20 protein-coding genes are annotated in these 24,180 nt (G+C 62.1%); 8 read left to right on the top strand and 12 right to left on the bottom strand.

Features of this window, described 5'->3' with window-relative positions; translation table 11 throughout:
• Positions 1 to 72 precede the first annotated feature (72 nt).
• The 3 genes from AS9A_RS14390 to tnpB all read left to right on the top strand — a co-directional run bounded on the left by AS9A_RS14390 (position 73) and on the right by tnpB (position 3,203).
• Positions 73 to 1,095: an SDR family NAD(P)-dependent oxidoreductase gene (locus AS9A_RS14390; RefSeq protein WP_041451110.1), complete on the top strand. Its 1,023-nt coding sequence runs from the start codon at positions 73 to 75 to the stop codon at positions 1,093 to 1,095.
• An 84-nt stretch (positions 1,096 to 1,179) separates the two neighbouring features.
• Positions 1,180 to 1,767: an IS607 family transposase gene (locus tag AS9A_RS14395; protein ID WP_041451111.1), complete on the top strand. Its 588-nt coding sequence runs from the start codon at positions 1,180 to 1,182 to the stop codon at positions 1,765 to 1,767.
• Positions 1,767 to 3,203, top strand: coding sequence for an IS607 family element RNA-guided endonuclease TnpB (gene tnpB, locus AS9A_RS14400; RefSeq protein ID WP_013807789.1), 1,437 nt, complete (start codon positions 1,767 to 1,769; stop codon positions 3,201 to 3,203). The genes AS9A_RS14395 and tnpB overlap by 1 nt, the downstream gene beginning before the upstream one ends.
• Positions 3,204 to 3,247: 44 nt before the next feature.
• Here tnpB and AS9A_RS14405 read toward each other — a convergent pair whose 3' ends face one another.
• Positions 3,248 to 3,835: an MOSC domain-containing protein gene (locus AS9A_RS14405; RefSeq protein ID WP_049793738.1), complete on the bottom strand. Its 588-nt coding sequence runs from the start codon at positions 3,833 to 3,835 to the stop codon at positions 3,248 to 3,250.
• 9 nt (positions 3,836 to 3,844) lie between these two features.
• Positions 3,845 to 5,164: a cytochrome P450 gene (locus tag AS9A_RS14410; protein ID WP_013807791.1), complete on the bottom strand. Its 1,320-nt coding sequence runs from the start codon at positions 5,162 to 5,164 to the stop codon at positions 3,845 to 3,847.
• A 96-nt stretch (positions 5,165 to 5,260) separates the two neighbouring features.
• On the opposite strand from AS9A_RS14410, the gene AS9A_RS14415 reads away from it, so the two are divergent.
• The gene (locus tag AS9A_RS14415) at positions 5,261 to 5,848 is read left to right on the top strand and encodes a TetR/AcrR family transcriptional regulator (protein ID WP_013807792.1); all 588 of its coding nucleotides are present in this window, start codon (positions 5,261 to 5,263) and stop codon (positions 5,846 to 5,848) included.
• 1 nt (position 5,849) lies between these two features.
• Here the strand turns inward: AS9A_RS14415 and AS9A_RS14420 are convergent, their stop codons facing one another.
• Positions 5,850 to 6,659 carry a glycerophosphodiester phosphodiesterase family protein gene (locus AS9A_RS14420; RefSeq protein ID WP_041451981.1) on the bottom strand — a complete coding sequence of 270 codons (810 nt, stop codon included), beginning with the start codon at positions 6,657 to 6,659 and terminating at the stop codon, positions 5,850 to 5,852.
• Positions 6,660 to 6,779: 120 nt separating this feature from the next.
• On the opposite strand from AS9A_RS14420, the gene AS9A_RS14425 reads away from it, so the two are divergent.
• The 3 genes from AS9A_RS14425 (at position 6,780) to AS9A_RS14435 (ending at position 10,277) form a co-directional block, all read left to right on the top strand.
• Positions 6,780 to 8,189 carry an alanine/glycine:cation symporter family protein gene (locus AS9A_RS14425; RefSeq protein WP_013807794.1) on the top strand — a complete coding sequence of 470 codons (1,410 nt, stop codon included), beginning with the start codon at positions 6,780 to 6,782 and terminating at the stop codon, positions 8,187 to 8,189.
• 152 nt (positions 8,190 to 8,341) lie between these two features.
• A complete protein-coding gene (locus tag AS9A_RS14430; RefSeq protein ID WP_049793739.1) occupies positions 8,342 to 8,731 on the top strand; it encodes a TM2 domain-containing protein in 390 nt (129 codons plus the stop codon).
• A gap of 34 nt (positions 8,732 to 8,765) precedes the next feature.
• The gene (locus AS9A_RS14435) at positions 8,766 to 10,277 is read left to right on the top strand and encodes an SDR family oxidoreductase (protein WP_013807796.1); all 1,512 of its coding nucleotides are present in this window, start codon (positions 8,766 to 8,768) and stop codon (positions 10,275 to 10,277) included.
• On the opposite strand, the gene AS9A_RS14440 is transcribed toward AS9A_RS14435, so the two are convergent.
• From AS9A_RS14440 to AS9A_RS14480, 9 genes are all read right to left on the bottom strand, one after another.
• Positions 10,249 to 11,877, bottom strand: coding sequence for an ABC-F family ATP-binding cassette domain-containing protein (locus AS9A_RS14440; protein WP_013807797.1), 1,629 nt, complete (start codon positions 11,875 to 11,877; stop codon positions 10,249 to 10,251). The two genes, AS9A_RS14435 and AS9A_RS14440, sit on opposite strands and share 29 nt — an antisense overlap.
• Positions 11,878 to 11,996: 119 nt before the next feature.
• A complete protein-coding gene (locus AS9A_RS14445) occupies positions 11,997 to 13,916 on the bottom strand; it encodes an ABC transporter ATP-binding protein (protein WP_013807798.1) in 1,920 nt (639 codons plus the stop codon).
• Between the two features lie 10 nt (positions 13,917 to 13,926).
• Complete coding sequence (locus AS9A_RS14450; RefSeq protein ID WP_041451113.1) at positions 13,927 to 15,651, bottom strand: ABC transporter ATP-binding protein; 1,725 nt, start codon at positions 15,649 to 15,651, stop codon at positions 13,927 to 13,929.
• Between the two features lie 62 nt (positions 15,652 to 15,713).
• Positions 15,714 to 17,168 carry an aspartate ammonia-lyase gene (gene aspA / locus AS9A_RS14455; RefSeq protein WP_013807800.1) on the bottom strand — a complete coding sequence of 485 codons (1,455 nt, stop codon included), beginning with the start codon at positions 17,166 to 17,168 and terminating at the stop codon, positions 15,714 to 15,716.
• Positions 17,169 to 17,229: 61 nt separating this feature from the next.
• On the bottom strand, positions 17,230 to 18,210 hold the full coding sequence (locus tag AS9A_RS14460) for a D-2-hydroxyacid dehydrogenase (protein WP_013807801.1): 981 nt from the start codon (positions 18,208 to 18,210) through the stop codon (positions 17,230 to 17,232).
• The gene (locus tag AS9A_RS14465; protein ID WP_013807802.1) at positions 18,207 to 19,301 is read right to left on the bottom strand and encodes a tartrate dehydrogenase; all 1,095 of its coding nucleotides are present in this window, start codon (positions 19,299 to 19,301) and stop codon (positions 18,207 to 18,209) included. Before AS9A_RS14465 ends, AS9A_RS14460 begins: the two co-directional genes overlap by 4 nt.
• Entirely contained in the window at positions 19,298 to 20,836 is a 1,539-nt protein-coding gene (locus AS9A_RS14470) for an aldehyde dehydrogenase family protein (RefSeq protein ID WP_013807803.1), read from the bottom strand. The genes AS9A_RS14465 and AS9A_RS14470 overlap by 4 nt, the downstream gene beginning before the upstream one ends.
• A 21-nt stretch (positions 20,837 to 20,857) precedes the next feature.
• Positions 20,858 to 22,135, bottom strand: a complete 1,278-nt coding sequence (locus tag AS9A_RS14475; protein WP_013807804.1) for an NAD(P)/FAD-dependent oxidoreductase — start codon at positions 22,133 to 22,135, stop codon at positions 20,858 to 20,860.
• A 31-nt stretch (positions 22,136 to 22,166) separates the two neighbouring features.
• Positions 22,167 to 22,841, bottom strand: a complete 675-nt coding sequence (locus AS9A_RS14480; RefSeq protein WP_013807805.1) for a haloacid dehalogenase type II — start codon at positions 22,839 to 22,841, stop codon at positions 22,167 to 22,169.
• A gap of 402 nt (positions 22,842 to 23,243) precedes the next feature.
• On the opposite strand from AS9A_RS14480, the gene AS9A_RS14485 reads away from it, so the two are divergent.
• On the top strand, positions 23,244 to 24,170 hold the full coding sequence (locus tag AS9A_RS14485; protein ID WP_013807806.1) for an ABC transporter substrate-binding protein: 927 nt from the start codon (positions 23,244 to 23,246) through the stop codon (positions 24,168 to 24,170).
• Positions 24,171 to 24,180: the final 10 nt, after the last annotated feature.

Here is a 24,180-nt window from a genome sequence, read left to right on the forward strand (position 1 = left end):
GCCACTAACGGGGTTATCCCCGCTTGGGTCCAGCGTGCAAGCTGAGTTACAACGAGGTATTCAGGTGACTGTATGACGGCGTCGATTGGCCCCCGAAGTGCGCGTTTATTTGCCCGAACCGCGGATGCGGTGTTAGAGGGCAGCGTGGTAGGCGGTTTTTCGCGGATTGGTTTCGCGGCCCGCAGGCTGCTTCCGGCGTGGCCGGACGACCCCCAGTCAGGCGCGCTGCGCGACCGGACAGCGCTCGTTACCGGAGCGGGATCCGGTATCGGTGCTGCGACCGCGCTGGGGCTCGCCAAATTGGGTGCGCGCGTGCTGCTTTGCGTCAGGTCACAGGAAAAGGGCGACGCCGCGGAACAAGCGATCCGTGCTGAACTGCCGGGCGCGAACATAGCCACCGTTATCTGCGACGTGTCCGACCTCGCGTCGGTACGCAAAGCCGGCCGGGACATCATCTCCCAGGAACCGCGCCTCGATGTTGTTGTGCACAACGCTGGGGTGCTGCCGTCACACCGTGAAGAAAGCGCAGACGGCCACGAAATCACTCTCGCGACGCACGTGCTGGGTCCGATCCTGCTCACCGAGGTAGCCAGACCCGCGCTCCGGGCGTCCGGAAAAGGCCGGGTCATCTTCGTGTCATCGGGCGGGATGTATACGCAGCGCCTGCCTGTTGAGGATCCTGAGTATCTGTCAGGGACTTACAAAGGCGCCACCGCCTACGCTCGCACCAAGCGCATGCAAGTTGCGCTTACTCCTCTGCTGGCGCAACGCTGGGGCCCGGAGGGTACTGACGTTCATTCGATGCATCCCGGCTGGGCAGACACGCCGGGCGTCGTCGACGCGCTGCCCGGGTTCCACAAGGTCATGAAGCCGTTGCTGCGTGACGCTGAGTCGGCCGCGGACACCATTGTGTGGCTCGCTGCGTCACAGCCTCCGCCTCCGCCGGGACGGTTCTGGCATGACCGGCGTTCACGCGCAGCGCACCGACTGCCCGGCACGCATCAGTCCGCAGAGGACGTCATCCGGTTATGGCGGTATTGTGCCCAAGCACTTGACCTCAACGTTGACGATGCCGATCTCGGCGAGGGTTGCTAACTGTTGCGGGTCGAGTGGTCGTTAGTGGTCTTTAACGCGTTTGAGCGATCAAACTTGTCAGTGGTGTGCGGTACAACCGAACACATGAACTTAGCGACGTGGGCACAGCGCAACGGCGTTGCGCGTGTGACCGCGTATCGCTGGTTTCGCTCTGGCTCGCTCCCGGTCCCGGCCCGCAAGGCCGGCGGCCTGATCCTGGTCGGCGATCCCACCACTAACACGCAATCGCATGGCCGGACAGCGGTGTATGCGGGGGTGTCGTCAGCGGATCAAAAGGCCGGCCTCGATCGTCAGGTCGCACGAGTTACAGCGTGGGCCGCGAGTGAGCGGATCGGCGTCGGCAAGGTCGTCACTGAGGTCGGATCAGCGCTGAACGGGCACCGTGGAAAGTTCCTCGCCTTGCTGCGAGACCCGATTGTCACACGGATCGTGGTCGAACACCGTGACCGGTTCTGCCGGTTCGGATCGGAGTACGTCCAGGCCGCGCTCGCAGCGAACGGCGGCGCGCTGGTCGTGGTCGATTCGTGCGAGGTGGACGACGACCTTGTGCGGGATATGACCGAAATTCTGACGTCGATGTGTGCGCGGTTGTATGGCAAACGCGCTGCCGTTCACCGCGCCAAGCGAGCGGTAGCGGCGACTGCTGATGACACTTCCGGCCGGGTGGCGTGATGGCGGAGAAGTTCGAGGTTCCTGGCGGGTGGGTGTTGCAGGCGTATCAGTACGCGCTCGACCCGACCGATGCGCAGGCCGTTGCGTTGGAGTCGCACGCGGGTGGGGCCAGGTTTGCGTGGAACACGATGTTGCGAGCAGTGAAAGCGAACCTGTCCCAACGCGAGGCGGAGAAGTCGTACGGGATCACCGACGCTGATCTGACCCCGAGCATGGTCTGGTCGTTCCAATCGCTGCGCAACGACTTCAACACACGCAAACACCAGGTAGCGGTCCGCGAGGACGGCACACCGTGGTGGGCAGAGAACTCGAAAGAGGCGTACGCCAACGCATGCAAGAACCTCGCGGAGGCGTTGAAGAACTGGAGCGACTCACGCAAAGGCACCCGTAAAGGCCCGAGGGTTGGGTTCCCGTCCTTCAAGTCGAAGCGTTCGACCAGGGCTTTCGCGTTCACCACCGGCACGATCCGCGTCGAACCGGACCGGCATCACGTAACACTGCCGAGGCTCGGGACGCTGCGGGTGCACGAGTCGACCCGTAAACTCGCCCGCCGCCTCGAACACCGCACAGCCCGGATCTTGAAAGCGACGGTTCGGTTCGAACGTGGCAGGTGGCTGGTGAGTTTCACCTGTGTGGTTGAGCGTGCCGCCAGCCGTCCAGGGCACGTCAAACGCCTGGCACCGGTGGTCGGGGTCGATGTTGGTGTGAAAGACCTGATCGTCGCGGCCACCCCCGACGGGCGGGAGGTTCTACGTGTGCAGGCTCCGAAAGAGTTCACACACGCGTCCCGGAAACTGCGGGCGTTGCAACGTAAAGCAGCGCGCCAGCAAGGCCCGTGGGACGCGGTAACCGAAACCAGGCGGGAGCCGTCGAACGCCTGGCAACGCACACAGCAGGCGATCGCGGACCAGCATGTGCGGGTGGCGAACCTGCGCCAGGACCGCCTCCACAAACTGACCACGCTGCTGGCGCAGTCGTTCGACGTGATCGGCACCGAGACGCTCGCGGTGAAGAACATGATGGCCGCCGGTGGTGCCCGCAAGAAAGGCTTGAATCGTTCGATCGCTGACGCGGGTCTGGGTGAGTTCTCCCGCCAGCTCGACTACAAAACCACCTGGTACAGCTCGGCACTAGTCAAGGCGGACCGGTGGTATCCCAGCTCGAAGACGTGTTCTGGTTGCGGTTCAGTGAAAGCCAAACTGAGCTTGTCAGACCGCTTGCACGTCTGCGACAACGAAGACTGCGGGTTGAACATCACCGGTATCGACCGGGACCTCAACGCCGCTATCAACCTCGCGCGCTATGCGCGGGCGGAGCAGAGTGCCTGCTTCGATAATGGTGGAGCCGACCGTAAGACGACCGCTTCGGCGGCGCTGGTGGCTATGAAACCTGAATCCAGCGATGGAAGCGCCTCACCCAAAAGTGAGGCTGCATAGCGATGATCACTAAAGATCACTCAAATGCAACGGCTGACTATCCGCTAGGCGCGGCGCGGCGATTCGAAGATCAGGGCGAAGGCTTCAGCCACGGTGGGGCTATCGCTGTCACGGTCCTGCAGCACCATCGCGCCACGCACGGGTACGTCGCCGGCCTGAAGGACACGGGCGTACCAGCCGCAGCGCCCTGACCGCACCATGTCCGCGATGATCGCCTTGTTTCCCACATGCATGCCTAGTTTGTAACAGGGTTGCCTTGGTTGCGAGACCTGGATGAGCGCATCCCCCCACTGCCACACATCGCCGACCCGCACGTCCGGTTCGAGCGCGCCGCGTACAGATACGTTCTCCCCGAACGCTCCTGCGGCGAGCGCGTACTGGCTGGTGTTCCAGGCGCTGTAATGCTCTGCGGGATACAGGTAAATCGCCTTGTCGATGCCGCCGTGGTTGTCGAGGTCAGCCTGCCGGTCACCGTCGAGATTGGTGGGCTGCAGCGTGATGTGTGTGCCGCGCACCTCGTGCTTTGCGATCGCGCTGAGAACTCGCTCGCGGCCAAAATCCCCCAGCACCGTAGGCGTCCCCACGAACACCCTTTCAACGGCGAGCTGCGTGTTGTCTGCGCGATCTCTCACACCTCAACATTAGACCGGCCATGCGACGATTCGCCCGCCCCGGCGGGGTGTGAGCGTGATGTTCCGGGGCACAGCCCGTTCGGGTGCCACCCTGTCGGGCATGAAGGTGTACCGGCTCAGAACAGCGCGAAGCACCTCGGTGCCCTCCATTTGCGCGAACCCCGCTCCGAGACAGCGCCGGACTCCGCCGCCGAATGGGATCCAGGTGTTCGGGGCTGGACTGCCGTTGAGGAAACGTTCCGGCCTGAAGAGCTCCGGGTCTTCGTGATGTTCCGGGTCAGACTGGACGACACCGATCATCGGCATCACGGTATAGCCCGCCGGGATACGGAAGCCGCGGATCTCGATGTCCTCGGTGAGGGTCCGCGCCACTTCGTAAATAACTGGCCGCAGGCGCAGTGCTTCCTTGAAAATCGCCTCCAGATACTTGTCATCCCCGTTGAGCGCAGCTTCCCGGCCAAGGCGCTGCCGCTCGGGGTCACGGGCAAGCTCGTGGAACGCCCATGCGAGCGCGGTTGCGGTCGTTTCGTGACCGGCGAGCAGCAGAGTGATCAGCTGGTCACGCAGCTCAGCGTCGGTGAGCCCGTCACTCGCGGTCCCGGCGGCGGCTGACGAGCCAGCGATGAGCTGCGAGAGCACGTCGGGGCGGTCAGCGAGGTCGGTAGCGCGGCGACGCTCACTGATCTCGCTGCCGAGAAGCGCGTCGATCTCACGCTGCATTCCCACCGTCCGCCGCCAGGGCCCGAACCGGCGCAGCCGCGGATCGTGGACACCGAAGAGAGACAGCAAGTTCAGGGAGACGAGGCGGCCGAGCAGATCGCGCAACGCGTCGAGCCGGGGCCCCTCGGCGACACCGAACACCACTCGCATGATGATCTCGAGAGTGAGCGCCTGCATCCGCGAATGGGTGGCGAACGGCCTGCCGACTGGCCATCTCGAAGCATCGTCGATGGCGAGTGCGGCAACCATGTTCCGATAGCCACGAAGCGCCTGTCCGTGGAACGGTGGCATCAGTAAGCCACGAAGCCGCCGGTGCTGGTCTTCATCGGTCGTCAGCACTGATTGCTCCCCCACGATCGGCGTGAGGATCATGTTGCCCTCGCCGGCATGAAAGAGATCCGGTGGCCCACCGAACACCGCGCGGATGTCATCCGGGTGTGCGAGCTGCACGAGGTGGCGCTGAGGGTACACGCTCAGGCTGAACACGTCTCCGTAACGTTTGCGCAGCTCAGGAATCCATTCGTGCCGGGAGCGCGCAAAGCGCCACGTCTGAATGGCAAGTGGAAGGCGCGGTCCTGGCGGGACGTCCAGGCGCATGGTCTGTGTCATCTTCGTCCCTCTCCGTTGAGGTCACTCGCATTGTTTCTCCTTATTTACACATACGTATAGAACAAACGTATAGATCGAAGTCTTAAACTCTCCTCTATGGGCCATCGGGAAGACCTCCTCGCTGCAGCGGGAAAGCTCATCAGCGAGAAGGGCTACGCGCGCATCACTGCCAGGGACCTCGTCGCGGAGTCGGGCACCAACCTGGCTTCGATCGGCTACCACTTCGGTTCCAAAGAGGCACTGCTCAATGCGGCCATCTTCGAGGCGTTCAGCGACTGGACGACCTACCTCGCGAACACCGCAATGACAGCGCAGGTCAACTCACCGCACGAGCGAGCCGTGATCACGTGGGCGGCGATGCTGGACGGCTTCCGCGATCAGCAACCGATGCTAGTCGCCCTCGCCGAAGCGCTCGCACAGGCGGAAAGAACCCCCGAACTGCGCACCCAGTTCGCCGAGCAGTACCGCGCGATCCGCGGCCGCGTAGCGGGTTACGTCGCTGAAGCTGTCAACGGGCTTTCCGCAGAAGATCCCCGCACTACGGCGATCGCGAGCTTCATGATCGCGGTATGTGACGGGTTCGCCATGCAATGGCTGATCGATGCCGACAACACCCCGAGCCCAGCCGAGCTGATCAGCGGTCTCACCCTGCTCTTCGACTCCGTGGGCCGTGACCCCGAGTAGCTCACGAATCGTTTCGTTCGCTGAGCACGCGCTGCAACGTCTCAGGCTGGTCAGTGACGAGCCCATCCACCCCAAGACTGAGCAGTTCATGCATTTCCGCTTCGGAATCCACCACCCACACGTGCACCTCTGCGCCCAGGGCATGGACGGCCCGAATAAACTTCGGGTCCACCAGTGTGCGCCCCGCATATGCCTTCGGAACCTGTGCCATCCCGCCCCACGCCACTCGGCGGAGGATCGCTTTCGGGAGCACACCCTGGGAGCCCAGCGCACCAACGCGACTCGACGACCATAGAGTCATCACCGCCGCGGGCGTCATCGCAGCGATCGGCACGACACCACCGCTTGCACCGAACAGCCTGCGCATCAAGTTCAGGCGCCGGGTCGAGAAAGCGGCCATCGCCACCCGATCGAAGGTGGCGGTGCGCTGTATGAGATCGACGAAGGGCTTCACCGCCGCATCGCACTTCACATCAATATTGAACTTGGTATCGGGAAGCGCTTCGAGCACATCAGAGAGGCGGCTCAGCGGTTCACGACCATCAACTCGCGCCTCCGCCAGCGCTGACCACGGCAAATCACCAATGTGTCCCTGCATATTGGAAACCCGATCCAGCGTCGCATCGTGATGAACCACCACCACGCCGTCGGAGGAGACACGGACGTCGATCTCGAGGTACTCAAATCCTCTGCGCGCAGCTTCGGTCAACGCAGCCAGCGTGTTCTCCAGGCCGTGAAACTCACCTGAGTGCCAGCCACGGTGAGCGAACGCCCGGGGTGCGGGCGACGCGAGATAGGGATGCGACGTCATGATGCCAGTGTGCCTGCACCGGCTGACAGCTCGCTCAAGGAAAGCGGACATCTGCGGCAGTTTCGCTCAATGTCCGATTCTCGAATCACGTGATCGGCGGCGTCAATATACATTTCTCCAATGCCGAACGTTGAAGACACTCTGGGTGACATCAGTTCATTCGTCTGGGGCCCGTGGCTGCTTATCCCGCTGTTGCTGGGAACGGGCTTATATCTGACCATTCGACTTGGGGGCCTGCAGTTCCGCAAACTTGTCCCCGCGCTGCGCCTTGCCCTCATCGAGCGGCGGGACGACGGCGGTACGGGTGACATCACCCAATACCAGGCGCTGACCACCGCATTGGCCGCCACTGTGGGTGTCGGCAACATCGTTGGTGTCGCAGCGGCAATTGGCCTTGGCGGTCCGGGTGCGCTTTTCTGGATGTGGGTCACCGCGCTGGTCGGTATGGCCAGCAAATACTCGGAAGCCTTCCTCGGCGTGCGCTTCCGGGTGACCGACGCGAAGGGTGAGCAGTCCGGCGGCCCGCAGTACTACCTGTATCGCGGTATCCAGAACAATCTGGGGCTCCTTCTCAGCATCCTGTTCGCCGTCTTCGCTGTGCTCGCCAGTTTCGGCATCGGCAACATGACGCAAAGCAACGCGGTCGCCGCACAGATGGAGAACACTTTCGGGATCAGCCCGTTCGTCACAGGCCTCATCCTTTTCACCTTGACCGGACTGGTGCTCATCGGCGGAATCAAAGCCATTGGGCGGGTGACCGCGGCGCTCGTGCCATTCATGATCACCGTGTACCTGCTCGGTGGCACCTACATCCTCATCGCGAATGCAGCGGCGATTCCGAGTGCATTTGGACTGATTTTTTCCGAGGCATTCACCGGGCAGTCGGCAGCAGGCGGCCTGCTCGGCTCTGCATTCCTCTACGCGCTGCAGATGGGTGTCGCCCGCGGCATTTTCTCCAATGAGTCCGGCATGGGGTCGGCAGCAATTGCCGCGGCCGCCGCGAGAACGACTCATCCTGTGCGTCAGGGCCTGGTGTCGATGACGCAGACGTTTATCGACACGATCATCGTGGTGTCATTCACCGGTCTCGTACTCATCACCACCGGAGTCTGGGACGTTGACCGTGCAGCGTCAGGCACGATGACAGCCAACGCGTTCACCATCGGCTTGCCCGGTGAGTGGGGCCACTACATCGTGTCGTTCAGCGTGATGTTTTTCGCGTTCTCCACGATCCTCGGCTGGTCTTACTATGGCGAACGCTGCGTCGAGCGACTTGTGGGGCGGCGCGGGGTGGCCCCCTACCGCGTCTTCTTCACCTGCGTGGTTTTCGTCGGCGCGGTTTCGCAGCTGACGATTGTCTGGACGATCGCGGACATTCTCAATGGCCTCATGGCGTTGCCCAACCTGATCGGACTGCTGCTGCTATCTGGGCTCATCGCGCGGGAAACGAAACACTATCTGCAGCATGATCCGGAATTGCGCGCCTCGGCGCGGCAGGTGCGGGAATTCATGGCGACCCTCCCGCGCTAAATCTCCGGGGCGTGTGGAGACTTCGCGGGCGGATGTATTGGTTTCCGAGTGAGAATCGATACATCCGCCCGCGAAGGTAGCGAGGCAAATGCGGGTGGGGTTTGTCACCTTAGGGTCCACAGTCAGAAACTTCTGACGTAGCTTTGTCACTCGTGACAGATCAAGGACCGAGACGCGACGAGCAAGAGAATGGGTGGGACGCTACTCAGCCCCCACCCCCGTTCGGCGCGACCGGGCCCGATTCTGGTGCGTGGGAGCCACCGCAGTACCCACCGTACTTCTCGCAGCCTGGCGCTCCATTCGGCTACGACCCCGCGACCGGAGTACCGTTCTCGCCGAAGAGCCGGCTGGGCGCGGGACTGCTCAATATCCTGGTCGCGGGAGTTGGCCGAATGTATGCCGGCCAGATCGGTCTCGGTATCGCTCAGTTGCTTGTTGCGATCGTGACGTGCGGCATCGGCTGGATCTGGAGCTTGATTGACGGCATCCTCATTCTCATCAATGGTGGCCGCGACGAACACGGCAGACCGCTTCGTCCCTGAAGCGCGCCGGGTCTAGCGCTGGTAGCTTGGCGTCATGACGGATGATCAGCTACCTGATCCTGTGCCCATCCCCGAAACGACGAGTTCGTGCCTTGTTACTGGCGCGACGGGCTACATCGGCGGCCGGCTCGCCCCGCGCTTGATCGAAGCTGGTCACAAGGTGCGCGTACTCGCGCGCACACCCGACAAGCTTCGTGACGTGCCCTGGTCTCCCGACGCTGAGATCGTGCAAGGTGACCTCACTGACGCTGACAGTTTGCGCGCCGCATGTGACGGCATCGACGTCGTGTACTACCTCGTGCATTCAATGGGTGGCGCCGGCAAGTTCGCCGACCTTGAACGGGACTCGGCGCGCAACTTCGTCGCCGCGGCTGAAGCGGCTGGCGTCAAAAGAATCGTCTATCTCGGTGGTCTGCACCCCACGGATGGTGATCTCTCACCGCATCTGCGTTCGCGTGCCGAAGTCGGCGACATCCTCCTCGCCTCGTCGATCCCTACGGTGGTGCTGCAAGCCGGCGTCGTTATCGGTTCAGGTTCCGCGTCGTTCGAGATGATCCGTCACCTCACCGACCGGTTGCCCGTCATGGTGACACCCAAGTGGGTGAAGAATCGCATTCAGCCGATCGCTGTTCGTGACGCGCTGTACTACCTGCTTTCGTTCGCGGACCTCACCGTCGCCGAAGGAGTAAATCGGTCCTTCGATATCGGCGGTCCGGACGTGATGGAGTACGGCGAGATGATGCGCACGTACGGCGATGTCGCAGGCCTCCCGAAACGGCGCATGCTGGTGGTCCCAGTGCTGACGCCGCGGCTCGCGGGCCATTGGATCAACTTGGTGACCCCGGTGCCCAAAGCCCTCGCGATGCCCCTGATCGAGTCACTGCAATGTGAAGCTGTCGCGCACGAGAACGACATTGACGGCTACGTTCCGCAGCCGGAAGGCGGACTCACTCCGTACCGCCGCTCCGTCTACCTCGCGCTACAAAGGATCGAGGACGGCAAGGTCGAGACCCGCTGGTCCAACGCGGCAGTGCCCGACACACCGTCGGATTTGCTGCCGTCTGATCCCGACTGGGCGGGCGAAACCGCCTACACCGATCTCCGCACCCAATCGTCCTCGGCGTCCCCTGAAAAGCTGTGGGCGGTGATCGAGGGTATCGGCGGTGAGAATGGCTGGTATTCGTTCCCGTTGGCCTGGACGATTCGCGGCTGGATGGACCGGGTCGTCGGGGGCGTGGGTTTGCGCCGCGGGCGCCGCGACCCCCACCGGCTCTACAAGGGTGAGGCGCTCGACTTCTGGCGGGTCGAAGAAATCGAGCACGGTTCACTTTTGCGACTGCGAGCAGAAATGAAGGTGCCCGGCGGTGCCTGGCTGGAGATGCGAGTAGAGCCACGCGACGACGGCTCCGAGCTGCTGCAGCGTGCAGTGTTCTTTCCGCGCGGCCTTTTTGGGCGCCTGTATTGGTTTTCGATCCTGCCCTTCCACGGGATCATTTTCCAGGGCATGGCGAGGAACATCACGCAGACAGCGGAACGAACTCCTTAGCGGCGCCGTTCAGCAGGCGGACCTCGCGGCCGTCCCACCGTTTTCGCAGCCATCTGTCGTGTGTAGCGACAATCAGCGCGCCGGGAGCGGCATCGAAAGCATCTTCGAGTTCCTCCACCAGCCGCAGGGACAGGTGATTGCTCGGTTCGTCGAGCAGCAAGACGTCGGGCGGGCTGGCGAGCAGGATCGCGAGTGCGAGTCTGCGCCGTTGCCCAACCGACAAATGCGCCACGGGTGATCGTGCTTGAGTCTCGCTCAGTAGGCCCAGTTCCATGAGGCTCGGCACGTCGTCTCCAGCGTGCTCCCGATAGACGCTTGACGCGCTGCGCTGCGCCCGGGCGAACGAGACGTCTTGAAGCAGCATTTTTCGGGTCACCCCGTCAGCCACCTCCACTGATCCGGACGTGGGGTGCAGGGTGCCCGCGAGCACACTCAGCAGCGTCGACTTCCCCGCTCCGTTCGGACCGGTCACCAGCAGACGTTCCGAACTGGTGATCTCGAGCGACTCGATCGTCAGCCTTCGCGGCACCACAATATCGGTCGCCGTCAGCGCCGGCTCCTCGATGACAGTGGCGCTTGTCAGGGACGCGCGGAATGTGAGGAGCTGCGACGGTGCCGCAACCTGGTCACGTTCCAGTTCGTCACGACGGCGCTGCGCATTGCGCACCCGTCGGGATACTTGTTTCTCGACCCGCCCGCCTAGGCGGTCGTAGCCGAGTTTGTTGTTGTCGCGCATCGGGCGGCCGTGACTGACCTCGCGCGCAGTGACGGTGACCGAGTGTTCCAGATCGTGCAGTTCCGCTTGTTCGGCCGCATACTGCTGCTCCCACCTGACGCGTTCCTTCTGCTTCTCGGACAGATAGTGCGAATAGCTGCCGCCATAGCGGGTCACGCCGCCGCGTGACGGATCGAGGTCAATCACCGTCGTGCACACCGCATCGAGGAAGGCACGGTCGTGGGACGCGAGCACTACTGTGCCGGGCAGCGTGCGCAAATGCTCCTCGACGAATACGGTGGCTGCATCGTCCAGGTGGTTTGTCGGCTCGTCGAGCAGGAGCGCACGTGGCTGCCGGATCAGCAGCACCGCGAGCGCGAGTCGGGACCGTTGCCCGCCAGAGATAGCCTGAAGGGACGTCGTCCGGGCGATCCCGCTGAGACCGAGCCGATCGAGGACCTTCTCAGCTCTGCTCTCAGCGTCCCACAACCCGGCCGCTTCGGCGCGGGAGAGAAGGTCACCGTAGCGCGCGAGCACTACGGGATCATCCGGTTTCGCTGCGAGTTCAGCTGATGTGCGGGAAAGTTCGGCAGAGAGCTGCAGCGTGAGCGCCAGCGCGTCGTCGATTGCTTCCTGGAGGGTCGTCGCCGGCGAGTACGGCAGTTCCTGAGCGAGAAACCCCGAATCCACCGGGCGCTCGAGGGTGCCGCCGTCAGGCTCTTCAACCCCCGCGAGCAGCCTGAGGAGCGTTGACTTCCCCGCGCCGTTCTCACCGACCAGTCCGATGCGCTCACCTGGCGAAGCAGTGAGGCTCAGTCCATCGAGGACGCGGCGTCCATCATAAATCTTGACAAGATCAATTGCGCGCAGAATTTCGTGAGGCATAGACACCCATCCGTAGGTACGGACAACCCGCCGGGCAGGTGATGCGCACAGCGGGAACGACAGGTGTCAGCTCTTCATGTCGTCGAGTGTGCCTGCGGTTCAGGCCGCACGCAAGTGGTTTATTCCGTGACTGCCGCGGCGAACTGACTCATGTACAGCCGGTGGTAGGCGCCGCGTGCTGCGATCAAGTCGTCGTGGGAGCCTTGTTCGACGATGCGCCCGTCCTCCATGACGAGAATGACGTCAGCGTCTCGAATGGTGGACAGCCGATGGGCGATCACAAATGCTGTGCGGTCGGCGCGAAGCCGCGCCATCGCTTGCTGGATCAGCAGTTCCGTCCGGGTATCCACGGACGACGTCGCCTCGTCGAGGATCAGGATCTGCGGCTCTGAGACGAACGCCCGCGCGATCGTGATGAGCTGCTGCTCCCCCACGCTGACGTTTCCGGACTCTTCATCGAGCACCGTGTCGTACCCGTCGGGCAGTGTGCGTGTGAACCGGTCAACGTAACTGTCTTTCGCCGCAGCGATCACCGCAGCGTCATCGATGATGTCCGCTCCGTACCGGATGTTGTCTCTGATGGACGCACCGAGGAGCCACGTGTCTTGCAGGACCATTCCGATGCGGGAACGCAATTCGGCGCGACTCATTCGGCGGGTGTCGATACCGTCGATGCGGATCGATCCTGAATCGATGTCGTAGAAGCGCATCAACAGGTTCACCAGCGTCGTCTTTCCCGCGCCGGTAGGGCCGACGATAGCGACCATCTGCCCTGGCTCCACTGTCAGCGACAGGTCGTCGATGAGCGGCTGTCCGGGCAGGTACCGGAATGACACGCGGTCGAACTCGACGTGTCCACGCGGGTCGGCGACTATCTGCTCATCGACCGGGTCAGCGGTTTCCTCTTCGGCGTCGAGCAGTTCGAACACCCGCTCAGCCGAGGCGACGCCGGACTGCAGGACGCTCACCATAGACGCGAGTTGCGACAGCGGCTGCGTGAACTGCCGTGAGTACTGGATGAAGGCCTGGACCTCGCCGAGGCTCATCGTCCCGCTGGCCACACGCATGCCGCCGAGCACTGCGACGAGAACATAGTTGAGGTTTCCCAGGAACTGGATCATCGGCATGACAAGCCCGGACAGGAACTGCGCTTTGAAGGCCGCTGCCTGCAGTTGCTCGTTGCGCGCATCGAACACCTGCTGTGCGTCATCCTCCCGCCCGTATGCGAGAACGAGTTCGTGGCCCGTATGCGTCTCTTCAACGTGCCCGTTGAGTTTGCCGGTGTGACGCCACTGCCCCGCGTAATGAGGCTGCGCCCGCCGCATGATGATTGCTGTCACTACTAGCGCGGCTGGCACCGTTAATAGAGCGATCACGGCGAGCAAGGGTGATATCCACACCATCATCGCCAGCACTGCGACTACTGTGAGCAGCGAGTTCAACATCTGGCTGATCGTCTGCTGCAAGCTCTGTGAGAGATTGTCGATGTCGTTGGTGACACGGCTCAACATGTCGCCACGCTGGTGCCGGTCAAAGTACACCAGCGGCAGCCGATGCACCTTCGCCTCCACATCTGTCCGCAACTGGCGGATGACGCTCTGCACCACGATGTTCAGGATGTACCCGGATGCCCAGGCGCATAGCGACGCCACTAGGTAGATCGCGAGCGCGAGGTACAGCACCCGCGCCAGCGCGCTGAAGTCGACACCTGCACCGGGGACAAGAGTCATTCCGGACACCATGTCCGCGAATGTGTCGCGTCCCTCGGCGCGGAGTTGCGCCACCGCTTCGTCACGGGTGAGCCCGGCGGGCAGATCGCGTCCGATCACACCGTTGAAGATGATGTCGGTGCCCCAGCCGAGGATGCGGGGGCCGATTGCGTTCAGCGCGACAGACGTGACGGTGCAGGCGAGTACAGCGATCAGGGCGATCTTGCGCGGCACTAGCCGGCGAAACAAGCGCCGCACGGTGGGCACGAACTGGCTGGCGCGGTCGTTCGGGTTGCCCGGTGTGGTGGCGGGCGCCATGGGCCTGGTCATCGCGCTCCTATCATTGGACCACCAGCTGTGACTCGACGGTCTCCCGATACTCGGCGCAGGTTTGAACAAGCTGGTCATGTGTACCGAGGCCGACGATGCGTCCGCCTTCGAGGACGAGGATCTGGTCGGCGTTTTTGATGGTGGCGATGCGCTGGCCGACGATCAGGACGGCAGAGTTGCGCGTGTGCGGTTCGAGCGCGGCGCGCAATCGCGCGTCGGTGGCGACGTCGAGCGCTGAGAACGAGTCGTCGAAGAGGTAGACGCTGGGTTTCCGGACTAGCGCACGGGCGATCGCGAGCCGCTGGCGCTGCCCGCCTGACACTGTCGTGCCACCCTGCGCCACGGCAGTGTCGAGGCCATCGGGCATCGCCTGAACGAAGCCTGCCGCCTGCGCGATCTCCAGCGCTTCCCAGAGTTCGCTGTCTGTGGCATCGGGCTTTCCGTAGCGCAGGTTCGACGCGATAGTGCCCGAGAACAGGAAGGCCCGCTGCGGAATGTATCCCAACGATGATCGTAGAACCGAGGGGTCGAGGTCCCGGACATCGACCCCGCCGACGACCACGGCACCGTTCGTCGCGTCTATCAGGCGCGGGATGAGGTGCATTACGGTAGATTTCCCGGATCCGGTCGCGCCGATGAGGGCCGTCGTCGTGCCGGGCGTGACCGTGAACGAAATGTTCTCGATGACTGGCTTTTCCGCGCCGGGGTAACAGAAGGTGGTGTCGCGGAATTCAACCGTGCCAGGAGTCGGCATTGCCGTGACAGGGTCAGCCGGGTAGGTAATTGACGAGGGCGTGCTCAGCACTTCCATGATGCGGTCCGCGCAGACAGCCGCGCGCGGTACCTGTGACGCCATGAATGTGACGAACATGATGGACATCAGGATCAGCATCAAGTAGTTGATCATTGCTGTCAGTGAACCGACCTGCATTCGTCCAGCACTGATCTCGATGCCACCGAACCAGATCACGCCGACAAATGTCACGTTCAATATCAGCATGACGGCGGGAAACGCGATCGCCAGTAGGCGGCCCACACGGAGCGCAGTGTCGGTGAGTTCGTTGTTGGCGTGGGCGAACCGCTTCATCTCCCAGGGTTCACGTACGAAAGCACGCACGACCCGCACCCCGGTGATCTGTTCGCGCAGCACCCGGTTCACGGTGTCGATTCGCGACTGCATGACCTGATAGGCCGGGATCATCTTCGCGATGATGAAACCCATCGTGAACGCGAGTGCGGGCACGCTCACGGCGATCAGCCACGACAGCCGGATTTCCTCCCGCACAGCCATGATGATGCCGCCAACACACATCACTGGAGCCAGAACGAGCATGGTCAGCACCATCATGATCAGGGTCTGCACCTGAAGGACATCGTTGGTGTTGCGGGTGATGAGCGACGGCGCCCCGAAGAGCCCCATCTCGCGGGCGGAGAACCCGCTGACGCGGCGGAACACATCCCGCCGCACCGCAGCCCCGACTGCGGTCGCTGTCTTCGCCGACAGATACACCGCACCAATCAGACAGACGATCTGCACTGCAGCCACGGCGAGCATCACGCCACCAACCCGCACGATGTACGGGATGTCACCGCGGGTGACTCCGAAGTCGATGATGTCTGCATTCAGCCGGGGCAGAAACAGCGCAGCGAAGGCGCCGACGAACTGCAGCACGACAATTCCCGCGAGTGCCCTCCGATGCGCTGCTAGGTACGTTCTCAGTAGTGGAAGCAGCACCCTCCGAGCCTACGAGTACCCCGCTGACCCAGTTCCCTGCACCCTGTTATTTTGACTGAGCTTTACGCTAGAGCGCGCTCGCCAGAGTCGGATTGCGGGTTTGCCAGACGTTCGGGCCGCAAGACTTCGTCAAGTTCGTGTGCGGTCAGCAGTCCACTCTCGAGCACCAGTGAGGTGACGCTGCGGCCGCTGGCGAGAGCCTGCCGGGCAATTGTGGTGGCCGCGTCGTAACCAATGAGCGGGTTGAGGACGGTGACGACCCCGATGCTTGCTTCGACCTGGGTGCGCAGATACTCCTTGTTGGCGGTGATTCCGTCGATGCAGAGATCAGCCAGGCTGGTGCATGCCGAAGTGAGTGAAGTCAAACTGGCGAAGAGTGATCGCGCGATGATCGGTTCAAAGGCGTTCAGCTGCAACTGTCCTGCCTCGGCCGCCATCGTAATAGTGAGGTCATTACCGATAACGTCGAAGGCAACCTGGTTGACTACTTCCGGAATCACCGGGTTCACCTTTCCGGGCATGATGCTCGATCCCGCCTGCCGTGGGGGAAGATTGATTTCGGCGAAACCGGCTCTGGGCCCGGACGCCAACAGGCGCAAATCGTTGCAGACTTTCGAGAGCTTGACTGCGACCCGCTTGAGCATTCCGGAGAACAGCACGAAAGCCCCGCAGTCCTGGGTTGCTTCGACGAGATTGCTCGACGTCACCAAGGGCAAACCGGTAATTCGCCGCAGGTGGGCGCAGACATTCGCTGCGTACTCACGATGGGTGTTGATACCCGTGCCGATCGCGGTCGCACCAAGGTTGATTTCGTGCAGGTGAACCAGCCCTTCGCGGATCCGGCGTTCGTCCTCATCCACCATCACCGCGTAGGTGCTGAACTCCTGACCTAGGGTCATTGGCACCGCGTCCTGCAGCTGGGTTCTGCCCATCTTCACTACATCATCGAACTCGGCGGCCTTGCGCTCCAGCGCGCGGCGGAGGTGCGCCATTGCTGACAGCAAACTCTGGGTGCCCTGGATGGTAGCGATCCGTATCGCGGTGGGATAAACGTCATTCGTCGACTGACCCATATTGACGTCCCCATTGGGGTGAATCGTGGAGTACTCGCCCCTATCGAGCCCGAGAATCTCCAGCGCGCGGTTGGCGATGACCTCGTTAGCGTTCATGTTCGTCGAGGTTCCGGCGCCACCCTGGATGACGTCCACAACGAATTGGTCCAGTAGTTGGCCCTGTTCGATGTTTTCGCAGGCCTGCTGGATTGCATCCTTTTTCGTTTGATCGATCAAGCCCAACTCGAAGTTCGCCAGGACGGCCGCGTGTTTAATCTGCGCTAGCGCCCGAATGAGCAGCGGATACACGGAAATCGTCGTACCAGTGATCGAAAAGTTTTCTACCGCGCGGAGTGTCTGGATACCCCAGTACGCGGCAGCTGGGATCTTCCGGGCACCCATGAAGTCGGTTTCGGTTCTGGCGCCGATGGTTTCCAAGAGGGACGAAGCGGTCATGTGTGCCATTGCCATTGCTCTCAGTTCGCGAGGGTGATGATTGGGTAAAGCGATGTCGTGGGACGGGAACTCACGCGGAGACAAACCCGAGGGCCTTGTCCACGACGTTCTGCAGAGGTGCGCCATTGCAATACCGCCGCAAATTGTCGACAAACAGCTGCCCGAGATCATCGAGGTAGTCGTCGGTGTCCCCACTCATATGTGGGGTGATGATGACGTTGTCCATGCCCCAGAGCGCGTGTCCTTCGGGTAATGGCTCGGGATGCACGACGTCGAGGGCGGCCCCCGCGATCCCGGCGGACGCCAATGCTCCCGTCAGAGCATCCGTATCCACCAGTTCTCCGCGTCCTACATTGATGAGGCTCGCGGTCGGTTTCATGGATGCTAGGACTTGGGCGCTGACTAAACCACGCGTTTCGGGAGTCAGCGGGGCTGCAAGCACGAGGTAGTCATAGTCGCGGACAACGCTGGCCAGATCTCTGGAGCTATGAATCTGACGGAAATCGCCATCACCACTCCTGCTAGACCGGCCGGCGCCGCTGACCTCGATGCCCACAGCCTCGAATAGGCGCGCGATTTCGCGGCCGATAGATCCGGTGCCGACCACCAGTGCGGACTGCCCCTGAAGCTTCCGAGTTGTGCGGTGCCGCCAGCGGTGTTGCTGCTGCAGCCGGAACGAGGTCTGCGCATCCTTGGCCATGTCCAGGACGAATCCGAGCGCGAATTCGGCGATGGCCCGACTCAGGACGCCCCGGGAGTTGGTGTAGGCGATGTCGCTGCGGATCAGTTCGTCGAACAGGAGTTGGCTGACACCCGCCGCCGAAACATGAACCCAGCGCAGGGACGCGGCCGCATCCCAGTTTTCCCGCAAGGCAGGCGAGAATGAGTGCCATTGGTACAACACATCCGCGCCGTCGAGGGCCTTGGCGAGGCCGTCGGCTGTGGTCAGCCGAACGTCGGATAGCTCCTCGATCTCCGCCAGCCGGGGCGGCAGGGCCTCCCGGTAGAGGACGGCGACGATCGGGCGGGTGCGTTCCGCTGCCGTGGTCATGACACCGGTGATGGCGTGGGGTACGCCTGGCTCGCGGCGAGGGTATCGATGGCGGACAGCACACCTGACGTGAACTCCGCGGTCGACGATGGCCCTCCGACGTCACGGGTGCCGAGGCCGTCTCGCAGGGCCGACTCGAACGCTGACTGAAGGTGGGTCGCTGCCTCAATGTGGCCGAGGTGTTCGAGCATCATCGCTCCTGACCAGATCTGTCCGACCGGGTTTGCCAGGCCCTTCCCCGCGATATCCGGAGCCGATCCGTGCACCGGCTCGAACAGCGACGGGAATTCGCCCTCCGGATTCAGGTTGGCGCTGGGCGCCAACCCGATGGAGCCGGTGACGGAGCTTCCAAGATCAGAAAGAATGTCCCCCAGCAGATTAGACGCAACAATGACATCGAAAGTCCAGGGTTTGAGGACTAAATGTGCCGCCAAGGCGTCCACGAGCTCACTGGTGACACTCACCTCGGGATACAGCCGGGCAGTCTCGGCTACGATCTCGTCCCAGAACGGCATGGTGTGGATAATTCCGTTGCTCTTGGTGGCTGACGTCAGCCGCCCCGAACGGGACGCCGCCAGAGAGGCAGCGTAGCGCGCTACCCGAGAGACTCCGAGTCGGGTGAATATGGTCTCTTGGACTGCCGTCTCCTGCGGCAGCCCACGGTACATTCGACCGCCGACCTCCGAGTACTCCCCTTCGTTGTTCTCCCTGACGATCAGGAGGTCGATGGGCTGCGCAGCCTTAAGAGGCGACGCGACCCCAGCGAGAGTTTTCACGGGACGAAGGTTGATGTACTGCTGGAATTCCCGACGGATGGGGATCAGCAAGCCCCAGAGTGATTCTGCGTCCGGCACTTCTGGTGAGCCAACTGCCCCCAGAAAGATCGCCTGGTGTGCGGCGAGCTGCTCCAGCCCGTCGACGGGCATCATCCGGCCATGCTGAAGGTAGTACTCGGAGCCCCAGTCGAAATACGTGAACCTCAAGTCCAGAGTATGAAGTTCTGCGATTCGCTCCAAGCATGCGATCGCCGCGGGGACCACTTCTTTCCCGATGCCGTCACCGGCGATTACTGCGATTCTCTGCGTGGTCATGATGTTGCCCGATCCGACAGATCGCCGAGGAACGGCCAGTGTGAGGACGACTCTGCGAGGTTGACGATAGTGTTTTTGGGTTCGGTCATTTCGTGTACGGCGTACCGCACCCCTTCCCGGCCTACACCGGATTTCTTGAACCCGCCGAACGGCATGGAATCGATTCGAATGTCGCTAGTTTCGTTGATCACCACCGCACCCACGTGCAGTTTGTCGGCAATGCCCAGGGCGAGATCCACGGATTGGGTGAATACGCCTGCCTGAAGCCCGTACTCGGAATTGTTGGCTGCGCGAACGGCATCGGAAATATCAACGAACGGAATGATGCTCACAACCGGACCGAAAACCTCATCACGAATGACTCGGCACTTCGCTGGAACGCCGGTCAGAACGGTGGGTTCGAAGAAGGAGCCTCGCCGGCGCCCACCGGTGTGGATCGAGGCACCAGCCGCGGCGGCCTCGTCAACCCACTCCTCGACACGGCGGGCTTCCTCGTCGGAAATGAGCGGCCCCACATCGGTGCTACGGTCGAACTTCGGACCTGCCTTGAGCGCCTGCGTGCCACGGACAACGCGATCCACAACCTTCTCGTAGAGGGAGGTGTGTACATACACTCGCTGCACCGAGAGGCAGTTTTGTCCAGCAACGCCGAAAGCTCCAGCAACGATCGCATCGGCTGCGTGGGCCGCATCCGCGTCGGCGCAGACTATCGTGGCATTGTTCCCGCCGAGTTCGGAGAGGATCTTCTTGGCGCCAGCGGCGGCAGCGATGCGCTCAGCGGTCTGCGGACCGCCTGTGAATGAGATCAGGTCGATGTTGTCATCGGTCACCACGGCTTCAGCAACGCCCGGGCCACCGACGATCGCAGCAATGCGTCCCGACGGAACTCCAGCTTCGACGAGCAGCTGAACCAGGGCCAGACCGCTCAGCGGCGTCCGCACTGAGGGTTTCAAGATGACGCCGTTGCCTGCGATCAGGGCCGGGCCCAGTTTGTGCGCCACCAGGTTGAGTGGATCGTTGAACGGGGTGATGGCCGCGACAATCCCCACCGGCTTGCGGCTGTACCAGCCGATCTTGTTCCCGGTGGCCAGACTGTCTTCGAAATTCAGCGTTGAACCGGTGAGTTCGCTGGAGGCGGCAGCTGAGAGTCGAAGCGTTTCGATGCATCGACAGACCTCCCGCTCGGCTTCCGTGATGGTCTTGCTGCTTTCCGCCGCAATGATGTTGGCGAAGCGTACATGCTGTTCGGCGAGGAGCCGAGTTGCCTTCTCCAGGGCCTGACGGCGCGCGCGCAGCGGCCAACGGTCGAGTTCCAGATGCCGCTGAATGTGGGTGATCGCGCGCCGAACGTCCTGAGGCGTTGAGGTGCATACGCGCCCTACCAGGAAACCATCCTCGGGATCCCGCACCTCCAGCGTCATGTCAGCGGATTGCCATTTGCCTTCGAAGAAGGCGCCTCCAGGGAGGTCGGCAATCTCTGACCGGCTGACGACTGTTTCCGGGAGCGTGTCAACGAAACTGATTGATGGAACCATGAGATTGCCTTCCCTTCCTAGCTATTTGATGCGATCGATGATCTTCGCGGCTCCACCGATGAACGGCAGGAACCAAGGTGGGCCAAAATGTCCCGGTACGGGCGGGTTCTTCAGGTCTTCCCAGACGTTCGCGGACTTGTCACCGCCCATGTAGCGGACCATGTTTTTGCCCATGTGGGCCGCCATCTGGACGCCGTGGCCGCTGTAGCAGAGGGAATAGAACACTCCGTCATGAACGCCTGCATGGACCATCTGGTCCATAGAGATATCGACTAGCCCACCCCACGTGTAGTCCACCTTGACATTCGAAAGGTAGGGGAACAGCTCAAGCATGGCCTTACGCAAGATCTTGCCGCTCTTGACGTCCGAGTCCGGGCTGGAAAGCGCGAACCGGGCGCGGCCACCGAACAAGAGCCTGTTGTCAGGAGTGATGCGGAAGTAGTAGGTGAGCAACTTACTGTCCGATGCCTGCCGCCGGTTTGGCAGGATGCGATTGACAACGTCCTCTGGCAGCGGCTCAGTCACGATGATGAAACTCCCCACCGGGATTACGCGCCGCTGCAGCCACGGTGTGACAGCGCCTGTGTAGCCACTGGTGGCCACCAGCACTTGACTCGCCCGGATGACGCCCCGAGTGGTGTGCACATCGTGCGCAGTGCCTGAAACCTTGCGCAATTCGGTTACAGCCGCATTTTCGCAGATTATGGCTCCTGCATCAGCTGCTGCCCCGGCGAGGCCATGCACGAATTTCCCCACGTGCAGTCCGGCGCCGAGCGGATCGAGCATCGCTCCTTGATAGAAGTCAGAGCCGATTTCGCTGTGGATTTCAGATTTGGGGATGGTGGTGACCTTGTAGTCCGCGAGGTCAGCCAGCTGCTCTTGCGATTTGAGCATCCCTTCATAGTGGGAGGGATGGAAGGCCAGTGAGAGCTTCCCGAAGCGCTGGAAGTCGCAGTTGATGCCGTTGTCCCGCACCAGTTTCTCGATGGTGTCGATCGCGTCGTTGTACTCGCGGAACATGTCCACGGCACGAGCGTCCCCGTACCGTTTGACCGCTGTGTTGAAGCTGATCGCCAGCCCGGTTGTCGCCATTCCCCCGTTGCGGCCTGATGCTCCCCATCCCACTGTGTGCCGGTCGAGAACAGCGACGGTGGTGCCTTGCTTTGCGAACTCGAGCGCAGCCGAAAGTCCGGTAAATCCGGCGCCGATGATGGCGACGTCGACCTTCTCGGGCACAGGGGTACGGCGGTAGTCGCCGGAGGGTTCGGCAGTATCCAGCCAGTATGGGGTGAGTTTCACGATGACCAATTACCTTTCGGCTGCGCGCGGTTCAGAGACCGAGGAGTTTGTTGAGCTCGTCGAGAGAATTGACGGTGGTGTAGTCGTAGCCCGCGGTGATGGGGTCGTAGCCACGGTCCAGCAGCACCAGGTTCCGGAAGCCCATGTCGTGCATTGGCATCATGTCGTACCGGGTGTGCGAGGAGACGTGGAGGAAGTCCTCCGGCTCGGCGTTCAGGGTGTCCAGCATGTACTCGAACGCCTGGTAGCGCGGCTTGTAGGCCTGGGCCTGCTCGGCTGTGTGGACGGCGTGGAAGTCGGCACCGAGCTTCGGAACGCTGATGTCCAGGAAGCTGTCGTCTGCGTTGGACAGAATCACCATCTTGTAGTTCTCGCCCATGAGCTTGAGCGGAGCCGGAACGTCCTCGTGGGCAACCCAGCCGCGTACAGCCTCAGCGAACTCTGCACCGGCGCCTTCGGTCGGCCCAATGCCCCACCGCTTGCACACCCGGTCAAAGGAATCCTGAAGGATCTGCTCGTAGGGCTTGTAGTCGCCGCAGACCTCGTCGAACCGGTACCCGCGGAATACCTTCTTGAACGCGGGCCACTGCTCTTCAGGAAGACGGCCCGCGAGCAGCCGGCGGGTGGTGGGATCGATGTCGAAGTTGATGAGCGTGCCGTAGCAGTCGAAGGAGACGTACTTCGGCCGGAAATTGGTGTTTGCCATGGTCATCCGTTCGTTTGATGTGGGGGGCAGCGTCTTGTGCGGACGACACTGCCGTTCGCCGGGACTGCCGAGAGAAGGCGTTTCCGAACTCTCCAGCAGGACTTCGCTGCCTGCTTACACGACCCTAAGGTCTGCGATTGTCGATTGTCAACAGTTTTCTGGAGGCGTAATGTGACCCAGTACACCCGACAGGTTCGACTGTGAAATTGGTCCCAATTTTTTGGCTGTAAACTGTCGACAATCGGTGCAGAAGGTGGTTTGATGGTGACTATTCGAAAACACAGGAACCCAGCGAAGCGCCCTGTGACCTGCGGTAACAGAAACGCGAATCGATTAAGTACGCAAGTACGTTCCCTCAGCCCATCGGTTCAGCCTCAGCTGACATTCATTCGAAGGAAACCCATGAAGAGACCAACCAAAGTCCAGGCGGCAGCGGCCGGCGTCGCACTGCTCATGACTTTAAGCGCGTGCGGCGCTGGCGAGAGCGCATCGACAGACGGCTCCGCGTCGAAGACATCGAAGACCAGCGATATTTCGGAAGGCGTCCAGCCTGATCCGGCCGCGGTCGCGCTGCTGCCCGACTCGTATAAGGACAAGGGCTCAATCACCGTGGCGATGGACCTCTTCTACCCGCCGACCACCTTTCTCGCCGAGGACAACACCACCCCGATCGGCCTCAACCCGGACGTCGCACGGCTCGTGGCCAAGAAGCTGGGATTGGAACTGAAGTTCGTCAACACCAGCTTCGACACCATCATCCCCGGCATCGCGGGTGGACGATACGACTTCACCGCTACCTCGATGTCACCGACTTCTGAGCGGCTCGAAGTGCTGGACATGATTGACTACTTCGACGCCGGTGTGTCCGTGGCTGTTGCGGCCGGGAATCCGCTCAACATGGCCAATGACGATCTATGCGGCAGAAACATTGCTGTGACGAAGGGCTCGAACGCCCAGCTGCGGCATTTGCCAAACGTGTCCGAGTGGACATGTGAGTCGCAGGACAAACCCGCGATCAAGAGCGTTGTCCTCCCCAACGTCCAGGACGCATTAACACAGCTGGCAGCCAAGAGGGTTGACGGCGTCTTCTACGACACCCCTGCTCTGGTATGGGCAGATGAGCAGCAGCCCAACACATTTACCATCCTCACTCCTCAGGTCGACACACGCTCCGATCACATCGTCACCGTCGCCCTCAAAAAGGGGTCACCGCTCACGCCCGCGCTGCAGGCGGCTGTTCAATCGGTCCTTGACAGCCCGGAATACCTGTCGTCCCTCGAGTACTGGGGTCTCACCGATGGCCGCATTGCCGAAGCGAAGCTCAACTAGGGAGACGACA

Origin of the sequence: Hoyosella subflava DQS3-9A1 (assembly GCF_000214175.1) — a bacterium.
In the GTDB taxonomy this organism is placed as follows: domain Bacteria; phylum Actinomycetota; class Actinomycetes; order Mycobacteriales; family Mycobacteriaceae; genus Hoyosella; species Hoyosella subflava.

Coding starts and splice junctions, on each gene's coding strand:
- AS9A_RS14440 (WP_013807797.1), bottom strand. CDS start 11,877: ATGCCTCACGAAATTCTGCGCGCAATTGATCTTGTCAAGATTTATGAT.
- AS9A_RS14420 (WP_041451981.1), bottom strand. CDS start 6,659: ATGACGTCGCATCCCTATCTCGCGTCGCCCGCACCCCGGGCGTTCGCT.
- AS9A_RS14470 (WP_013807803.1), bottom strand. CDS start 20,836: ATGGTTCCATCAATCAGTTTCGTTGACACGCTCCCGGAAACAGTCGTC.
- AS9A_RS14445 (WP_013807798.1), bottom strand. CDS start 13,916: ATGACCAGGCCCATGGCGCCCGCCACCACACCGGGCAACCCGAACGAC.
- AS9A_RS14465 (WP_013807802.1), bottom strand. CDS start 19,301: ATGACCACGCAGAGAATCGCAGTAATCGCCGGTGACGGCATCGGGAAA.
- AS9A_RS14460 (WP_013807801.1), bottom strand. CDS start 18,210: ATGACCACGGCAGCGGAACGCACCCGCCCGATCGTCGCCGTCCTCTAC.
- AS9A_RS14395 (WP_041451111.1), top strand. CDS start 1,180: ATGAACTTAGCGACGTGGGCACAGCGCAACGGCGTTGCGCGTGTGACC.
- AS9A_RS14415 (WP_013807792.1), top strand. CDS start 5,261: ATGGGCCATCGGGAAGACCTCCTCGCTGCAGCGGGAAAGCTCATCAGC.
- AS9A_RS14480 (WP_013807805.1), bottom strand. CDS start 22,841: ATGGCAAACACCAATTTCCGGCCGAAGTACGTCTCCTTCGACTGCTAC.
- AS9A_RS14425 (WP_013807794.1), top strand. CDS start 6,780: ATGCCGAACGTTGAAGACACTCTGGGTGACATCAGTTCATTCGTCTGG.
- AS9A_RS14485 (WP_013807806.1), top strand. CDS start 23,244: ATGAAGAGACCAACCAAAGTCCAGGCGGCAGCGGCCGGCGTCGCACTG.
- AS9A_RS14390 (WP_041451110.1), top strand. CDS start 73: ATGACGGCGTCGATTGGCCCCCGAAGTGCGCGTTTATTTGCCCGAACC.
- tnpB (WP_013807789.1), top strand. CDS start 1,767: ATGGCGGAGAAGTTCGAGGTTCCTGGCGGGTGGGTGTTGCAGGCGTAT.
- AS9A_RS14435 (WP_013807796.1), top strand. CDS start 8,766: ATGACGGATGATCAGCTACCTGATCCTGTGCCCATCCCCGAAACGACG.
- AS9A_RS14410 (WP_013807791.1), bottom strand. CDS start 5,164: ATGACACAGACCATGCGCCTGGACGTCCCGCCAGGACCGCGCCTTCCA.
- aspA (WP_013807800.1), bottom strand. CDS start 17,168: ATGGCACACATGACCGCTTCGTCCCTCTTGGAAACCATCGGCGCCAGA.